This window comes from Shimia litoralis, from assembly GCF_005518135.1.
GTDB classification, from domain to species: Bacteria; Pseudomonadota; Alphaproteobacteria; order Rhodobacterales; family Rhodobacteraceae; genus Shimia_E; species Shimia_E litoralis.
In genome coordinates this window covers 1-827 of record NZ_SULI01000070.1, presented here as the reverse complement: position 1 = coordinate 827, position 827 = coordinate 1, and the positions used below count along the sequence as shown (strand labels likewise).

General features: G+C 53.8%; 1 protein-coding gene. It reads left to right on the top strand.

Translation table 11 applies throughout. The features are described 5' to 3' along the window. The first annotated feature begins 87 nt into the window (after positions 1 to 87). On the top strand, positions 88 to 774 hold the full coding sequence (locus tag FAP39_RS17375) for an IS6 family transposase (RefSeq protein WP_138017629.1): 687 nt from the start codon (positions 88 to 90) through the stop codon (positions 772 to 774). The last annotated feature ends 53 nt before the right edge of the window (positions 775 to 827 follow it).

Sequence of the window (827 nt, the reverse complement as noted above, 5' to 3'; positions counted from 1 at the left end):
GGTTCTGTCGCAAAGTTTTCGCGGTTGGTTGGATTGGCTCGCGCGTGGTAGGTACGGGCTTTTGAGTTTGAAAGCGAGCGCCCAACCATGACGATTGATTTCAAAGGGAACCATTTCCCGAAGAGCGTGATCCTTTACGCTGTGTTTTTCTATGTCCGCTACGGTGTCTCGTATCGGGATCTTGAGGAGATCATGGCCGAACGCGGCGTTGAAATCGATCATGCCACGCTGAACCGCTGGGTGGTGAAATTCTCACCTCTGATCGCTGCAAGTGCGCAGGTCAGAAAGAAGCCGACAGCCGTCTCTTGGCGGATGGACGAGACATACATCAAGGTTCGCGGCAAGTGGACCTATCTGTATCGTGCTGTAGATCGGGACGGGCAAACCCTTGATTTTATGCTGTCAGAGCGTCGCGATACCGCTGCCGCACGAAGGTTCTTCAAGCGTGCCGTTGGCACCAACGGTGCCCCAGACCGAATTGTCATCGACAAGAGCGGCGCCAATTTGGCTGGTCTGCAAAGTCTAAACGTTATCCTAAAATTCATGGGAGCTGGTCGGATCATCGGTGTCGTTCAATCCAAATATCTCAACAATATCGTCGAGCAGGATCATCGCTTCATCAAGCGGATTACGCGGCCAATGCTCGGCTTCAAAGCGTTCCATTCTGCGGCAGCTACGTTAGCCGGGATCGAAGCCGCGCATATGATCCGCAAGGGGCAGCTAGGCCAAATAAGGCTCTCACCCTTCAAGCAGTTCGCCGCCCTCGCAGGATAACTGTGTCCCGCGCCTACACGCGTTTATGCAGTACGAAACTTTGCGACAGAACC